The organism is Synechococcus sp. R60.1, assembly GCF_047461835.1.
Classification (GTDB): Bacteria; Cyanobacteriota; Cyanobacteriia; order Thermostichales; family Thermostichaceae; genus Thermostichus.
Genome location: NZ_JANSIA010000122.1, coordinates 1 through 6,591, shown reverse-complemented (window position 1 = coordinate 6,591; position 6,591 = coordinate 1). Strand labels below are relative to the sequence as shown.

6 protein-coding genes are annotated in these 6,591 nt (G+C 60.1%); 1 reads left to right on the top strand and 5 read right to left on the bottom strand.

The annotated features are described in order from the left end of the window. Positions 1-291: 291 nt before the first annotated feature. The 5 genes from hisD to NW834_RS12985 all read right to left on the bottom strand — a co-directional run bounded on the left by hisD (position 292) and on the right by NW834_RS12985 (position 4,873). Positions 292-1,605 carry a histidinol dehydrogenase gene (gene hisD / locus NW834_RS13005; protein WP_414343017.1) on the bottom strand — a complete coding sequence of 438 codons (1,314 nt, stop codon included), beginning with the start codon at positions 1,603-1,605 and terminating at the stop codon, positions 292-294. A gap of 247 nt (positions 1,606-1,852) precedes the next feature. Then, positions 1,853-2,596, bottom strand: a complete 744-nt coding sequence (locus NW834_RS13000; RefSeq protein WP_414419036.1) for a hypothetical protein — start codon at positions 2,594-2,596, stop codon at positions 1,853-1,855. 115 nt (positions 2,597-2,711) lie between these two features. Beyond that, positions 2,712-3,896 carry an LL-diaminopimelate aminotransferase gene (locus tag NW834_RS12995; protein ID WP_414419035.1) on the bottom strand — a complete coding sequence of 395 codons (1,185 nt, stop codon included), beginning with the start codon at positions 3,894-3,896 and terminating at the stop codon, positions 2,712-2,714. Positions 3,897-3,945: 49 nt separating this feature from the next. Next, positions 3,946-4,530: a TolB family protein gene (locus tag NW834_RS12990; protein WP_414380455.1), complete on the bottom strand. Its 585-nt coding sequence runs from the start codon at positions 4,528-4,530 to the stop codon at positions 3,946-3,948. 58 nt (positions 4,531-4,588) lie between these two features. Next, positions 4,589-4,873, bottom strand: a complete 285-nt coding sequence (locus tag NW834_RS12985) for a DUF427 domain-containing protein (RefSeq protein WP_414419034.1) — start codon at positions 4,871-4,873, stop codon at positions 4,589-4,591. 231 nt (positions 4,874-5,104) lie between these two features. Between NW834_RS12985 and NW834_RS12980 the strand changes: the two genes are divergently transcribed. Beyond that, entirely contained in the window at positions 5,105-6,514 is a 1,410-nt protein-coding gene (locus tag NW834_RS12980) for a DUF697 domain-containing protein (RefSeq protein WP_414328677.1), read from the top strand. Positions 6,515-6,591: the final 77 nt, after the last annotated feature.

Here is a 6,591-nt window from a genome sequence, read left to right as displayed (position 1 = left end):
TAATCCGTACTGAACATATTATACATTATTTTCAGTATAGTTGAGCTTATTATTGACTAGAGTCATGCTCCCACAACCCCAACCGTTTCTGCTCGAGCAAAAACATCCACTCCTGCCGCAGCGCTTGGAAGCGATCCCGAACAGCCCCAAAGGGATCCCGATAGGGATCGTGTCCTCGCCTTTTATCCCGACCCTTACCCTGGATAGTGGTGAGTGGATAGTGACTAGCCACTAGTCACTAACAGAGGGTGGGACTTCCCGGCGGTCTAGCTAACTGCGACCAGGGCTTGATTAGCGCTCCTCCGCCAACCGCACCTGTACCGACTGGCCGTGGGCGGGCAACCCTTCCGCTTGTGTGAGAGCCTGAATGGCGCTGGCCACCTCCCGCAAAGCCGCTGAGCTGTATTGAATCAGACTGGAATGCTTTAGGAAAGTTTCCACCCCCAAAGCCGAGGCATAGCGGGCCGCACCGGCGGTGGGCAAGGTATGGTTGGGGCCAGCCAGGTAATCTCCTACCGCCTCCGGAGTATGGTGGCCCAAGAAAATGGCCCCCGCATGGCGAATGGGATCCAGCAAAGCCCAGGGATCTGCCACCTGCAGTTCCAAATGCTCTGGCGCAAACAGGTTGGACAAAGCCACCGCCGCCGTCAGATCCGGCACCACCGCAATCAGACCGTAGTTCACCACCGACTTTTCCACCATCAGACGGTTGGGATGGGCCTCCATCTGGGTGGCCACTGCCTGCTGCACCTGCTGGGCCAGCTGGAGATCGGTGGTCAGAAGGATGGCCGCCGCCAAGGGATCGTGCTCGGCTTGGGCCAGCAAATCGGCAGCCACATAAAGGGGGTTGGCGCTCTCGTCGGCGATGATCAACACCTCCGATGGCCCGGCCAGCGAGTCGATCCCCACCGTGCCGTACACCAGCTTTTTGGCCAAAGTTACGTAGATGTTGCCGGGGCCGGTGATCACGTCCACCTTGGGGATGGTCTCGGTGCCGTAGGCCAAAGCCCCTATTGCCTGAGCCCCTCCAACGCGATAGATGGTGTGGATGCCTACTTCTTGGGCGGCCACCAAAATGGCCGGGCTAATCCCCTTGCCCCCCGAGCCGTCGGATCCCGGTGGCGTCACCATCACAATCTCGGGCACCCCCGCCACCTGGGCCGGGATGGCGTTCATCAACACCGTGCTGGGATAGGCGGCTCGCCCTCCCGGAATGTAGAGGCCGGCGCGATCCACAGGGCGGTATTGCTTGCCCAAGACGATCTCAGGGCCGGGAAAGCTTACCCAACTGCTGGGCACCCGCTGCCGGTGAAAAGCCTCAATGCGCTGCTTGGCCAGCCGTAAGGCTGAAAGCAATTGCGGAGACACCGCCTGGTAAGCCGCCTCCAGCTCGGCCCCAGACACCTTCAGCTCGGCAACGCTCAGCTCCACCTGGTCAAACTCAGCCGTATAGGCCAGCAGGGCACGATCCCCCTGACGGCGTACCGCTTGCAGGATCTCCCGCACAGTTGCTTCGCGGTGCAGGTTCTGGTCAGCCTGAGTGCGCTCCGAGATCCGTCTGAGCTCGGCTTCAGCCTCGGCTAGCTGGGTGACGATTCTCAGCATAGCGACTCCTTCGCGTAGAGTGCCGCAACCCCATAGTAACGAGGGATCCGGCGGCATCGCGGTAGCAAAGCGGATCTTTCGCTGGGTCGGCTTGCGGCGACAAGAAGGGACATCCCCAGGCAGGGATCTTGTCTGCACCTGGCGCGATCCGGGTTGATCATGGTCATAGCTTAGCCTGGATTTTCCTCGACCAAGAGCCGGGTAGAGTTCGCCGATAGCCCTACTTAGGAAAAAGCCTGCCCCTTTTTCATAGGCCCAGTTCTGTCGATTTGATCAAGTTGCGAAAATCGTGGATTACCTCTTCACAGCGACGGAAAAAAGCCAGCACCCAATCCCGTAGCACCCTTTGCTGAGATTCGTCCAGTTCCTTGAGGGATCCCCGGTAGTGGATCTGGCCGCTGCGCTCGATCTCGAACTGGTTAAGCCATTCTGCTTGGGATCCCTGGCGTTCCACCACTTCCTGCCGTGCTGCTTTCCAATAGTTGACGATCACTGCCTTGCCCAAATAGCCGGTTGTAATCTGGCAGAGACGGTTCAGAGATTGCACGAAGACATCCATCTCCATGCGCGGGCCCGCCGCAGGAGCGGAACTGGGCTGGGTAGCGTTCCGGCCTGCCTCCGCCTGGCTGGTCAATAGGCGAAAGGTGGCCAAGCCCTTTGGCGTATCCTGCTGCAGCTCGGCTCGCAGGCGGTTCACGGCCAAGGTGTAAACCGGCATCACCAGCTCGTCATTCACCGCCACCAGCAGCGCCCATTCCGGCCCAAGGGGGTAAACGAAAACCCGCTGCTCGGCAAACTGAAAGTCAAAATAGTCAAGTCCTGGGGGCATGGTCTGCAAAACTTGAAACAGCCCTTCGGTAAGGGCTTGCTGCTGTCGGCTATCCAAATCCTGAAAAGAGCGGTAGAAGAAAGGGCGACCTGCCCGACTCAAGAGCGCCACCCCCATCACCCCGCGGATGGACAAAAAACTGTCGAGCGTTTCCTTCTCCATGCCCACTCAACTTGGGTAACACTCTTACTCTTATCCTGACTTAGATTGCCCGAGGGTGGGCGAGCACAACCAACCGAGAGCTGGATGCTCGATGTTTGGGATTGATGTTTGGGATTTAGGAAATGCACCGGGACAAAAACGCCTCGATCCGTCCCACCGCCTCCTCCAGACGGGATCCCTCGACCACCAAAGCAAAGCGGACATAGCCTTCCCCACTGGGGCCAAAGCCAGAACCCGGAGACAGGGCAACCCCTGTGGCTCTCACCAAGTCCAAACAAAACTGGGCAGAAGAGCCGCGATAAAACTCCGGCAAAGGCGCCCACAGATACATGGTGGCCTCCGGCAAAGGCACAGGCCAACCCATGCGGTGCAGAGCCGCCACAGCTATATCCCGTCGCTCTCGGTACACCTGCCGCCAGCGCTCCAAAAAACTATCGGGAACTGCCAAAGCCGCTGCTGCCCCCCGCAGAATGCCCTGGTATTGGTGGAAGTCGATGGTGGATTTCACCCATCGCAGGGCTCGGATCAGCTCTCGGCTGCCAATGGCGTAGGCTACCCGGAATCCCCCCATGTGATAGGACTTGGAGAGAGAAAAAAACTCGATGGTGCGGGTTTTATCGGGATCCGCCTGCAGCGCAGAAGGGGCCACCTGGCCGTCGAAGCGCCAGTCCACATAGGGAAAATCGTGGGCCAGAACGATGTCGTACTGCTGACAAAACTGCAGGGTTTCTTGCCAAAACTCCGGGGTGACGGTGGCAGTGGTGGGGTTGTGGGGGTAGTTCAGCACCAGCAGCCGCGCCTGCCGGCAGATTGCCTCCGGGATCCGATCCCAGCGGGGCAAGAAGCGGTTTTCCGCCCGCAGGGGCAGGTAGTAGGGGATCCCGCCCGCCAGATGGATCCCGCCCACGTGAGAGGGATAGGCCGGATCCGCAACCAAAGCAACATCGCCGGGGTTGAGCAGGGCCAGGGGCAAGAGGGCCGTTCCCTGCTGGGATCCGATCAACGGCAGCACCTCTGTTTCCGGATCGATCTCCAGGCCGAACTTGCCCCTGTACCACTTGGCGCAGGCAGACCGAAAGTCCGCCGTGTCGTGAAACAGCGTGTAGCCATAGGTAGAGGGATCCGACAGAGCCGATTGGATGACCGCCAAGGAGTCTGAAGGTGGGGGCAGATCGGAGGATCCCAGAGACAGATCGATCACATCCAGGCCAGAGCGACGAGCCTCTCGCTTGGCTCGATCCATTTGGTCAAACACATTGCCGCCGAGGGGCTGAAGTCGCTGGGCGAGGGGAATCGACATGCAACAACTCTTGCAAAGCAGGGGGGTCTATCCTAGCTTGAGGATCCCCTCAGGGATTGTCGCCAGAAGTGGGGGAAGAGGGTGAGGTTGGGCGCGTGCTGGCCGCCGGCCCCCGGTCGAAAATCTCGATGTGCCACTGTCCTTGGCCGTTGCTCTCGAAGGCGATAAACCGGCCATCACCGCTGATGGTGGGGTTGCGCACATCTCCTGGCACCCGGCTGCTGATGTTTTCTATCCTGCGGGTTTCGCGGTCGTAGAGAAAAATCTCAGACTTGCCCAGAGCATTGGACACGTAGACGATGTAGCGGCCATCAGCGCTGATGTCGGGCGAGGTAGCCGCCACGTCGCTGGAGTTGAGGCCGGGCAGATCCACCAAGCGACGTTCCACCGTGTCGTAGAGAAAAATATCCTGGCTGCCGCTGCGGGCCGAGGAAAACACCAGGTAGCGGCCATCTCCGTTGAAAGCAGGCTCCCCATCGGGGAAGATGCTGTTGAGGCCACTGTTGGTCAGGCTGGGACGCGGGGTGCGAAAACCTGCGGGGCTGCAGCCCAACAGCACCAGGCTCAATCCGGCCAGGCCCAGCTTTCTCGCCCACCGGGCCGCGCCAAACAGGATCCGGCCATTGGTCAGCATGGCATCGCCTCTCCAACCCACTCTTCCCATCATACCCGGTTGACAAACTCGGCTCCGGCTAGGGCTCCACCTTGACACCCTTCCAGAAGGCCACATAGCCGCGGATGTTGGCCGCAGCGGGTTTGGGATCCGGGTAGTACCAGGCGGCATCTTTGTTCTCCTGGCCGTTGACCACGAGGGTATAGTAGCTGGCCTCCCCCTTCCAAGGACAGATGGTGTGGGTAGAGCTGGGCTGGAAGTATTCCCGGCGCAGAGATTCCGGCGGAAAATAGATGTTGCCTTCTACGGTTTCGTAGCGGTCTGTCTCCGCCACCACTACCCCATTCCAGATAGCCCTGGGCATGGAAAACCTCCTCTTGCCAAGTTTTGGATATCGGATTTTTGAGTTGCGGATCCCGGCGGCTGAGGCCGCCTTGCTTTGAGCTTAACTCTTCCCTTCCTCTTATGATCGTCTTGTATTGTCCCTTGTATTGTCCGATGAGAAGCTCTCTGTCCGGTGGGGAAGCCTGCCGATCCCGAGAGCAAAGTGGAGTCTTTTAAGGGCTGCTTCCTACCGCTATTGAGCGCTACGGCTATGGCTCGCCGCAACACCCTACAAGATGACCTCAACTACCAACAAGCCAAGCGCAGCCTGCGCCAGTGGGTGGCCCAACTGGATCTGCGCCCCCAAGAGGTCGCGGGCTTAGAAGGGGAGTTGGAGAGCTTGCAAGCGCTCTTGGACAAGCTGGAAACCGAGGTCATCCACATCGCCGCCTTTGGTCTGGTGGGGCGAGGCAAGTCTTCCCTGCTCAATGCCCTGCTGGGCGAGCCAGTCTTTGAGACGGGGCCCACCCATGGCATCACCCGTACCCAGCAAGCGGCAACTTGGAACATCAGCTGGGAAACCCGCCCCCAGTCCTCCTTCTCTGGCACATCCCTGCAGGGATCCCGCCTCCCCCCTTCCTCGGTGCAGTCGGTACAGGTCGCCCATTGGCAGGGATCCCGTCTGGAGCTGATCGACACTCCCGGCCTGGATGAAGTAGACGGCGAAGAGCGGGCGCGGCTGGCCCGAGAAGTGGCGCAGCGGGCGGATTTGATCCTGTTTGTCGTCTGCGGGGATCTGACGCGGGTGGAGTTTGAGGCCCTGGCCACCCTGCGGGAGGCGGGCAAGCCTATGCTGCTGGTGTTCAACAAGATCGACCAGTACCCAGAGGCAGATCGCCAGGCCATTTACGACAAGATCCGCAACGAACGGGTGCGGCAGCTCCTTTCTCCCAACGAGATCGTCATGGTGGCGGCCTCCCCTCGCGTACCCCGCCTGGTGCAAAGGCCGGATGGGAGCTTTGCTGCCCAGATGGAAGTGGGATCCCCGCAGGTGGATGAGCTGCGCCTGAAAATCCTGGAAGTCCTGCATCGGGAGGGGCGTTCGCTGCTGGCCTTGAATGCCCTCCTGTTTGCCGATCGGGTTAACCAGCAGGTAATTGAGCGCAAGCTGCAAACCCGTGCCCAGCAAGCCCAAGACCTCATCGCCTCAGCCGCCCGCACCAAAGCGCTGGCGGTTGCCCTCAACCCCATCACCCTGCTCGATACCTTGGGAGGGCTGGCCATCGATGTCACCCTGATCCTGCGCCTGGCCCGCCTGTACGGCTGGCCCATGAGCACTGCAGGAGCCACACAACTGCTGCAGAAGATCATCCTCAGCATGCTCAGCCTGGGCGCCGGCGAGTGGGTGGCGCTGTTGGGCCTGGGATCCCTGAAAACCTTGCTGGGGGGATTCTCTCTGGGAGCCTACGGTTCCGTGGCCCTGACGCAGGCGGTGTTGGCCGGGTTTTCCTGCTATGCCATCGGCGAGTCCGCCCGCCGCTACCTGGCCCAGGGAGCCAGTTGGGGGCCAGAGGGCCCCAAAGCCGCCATAGCCCAGATTTTGGCCGATTTGGACGAAGCCTCGATCACCGCCCGCCTGCGGGAGGAAATCCGCCACAAAATCGGATTTGCTTTCCCCTGAACCTGATACATTTACGCTGAACACTGCTGAACATCACTGTTCAACTATGCAGCGATAGCATTCTGTTTGTTTCCAAA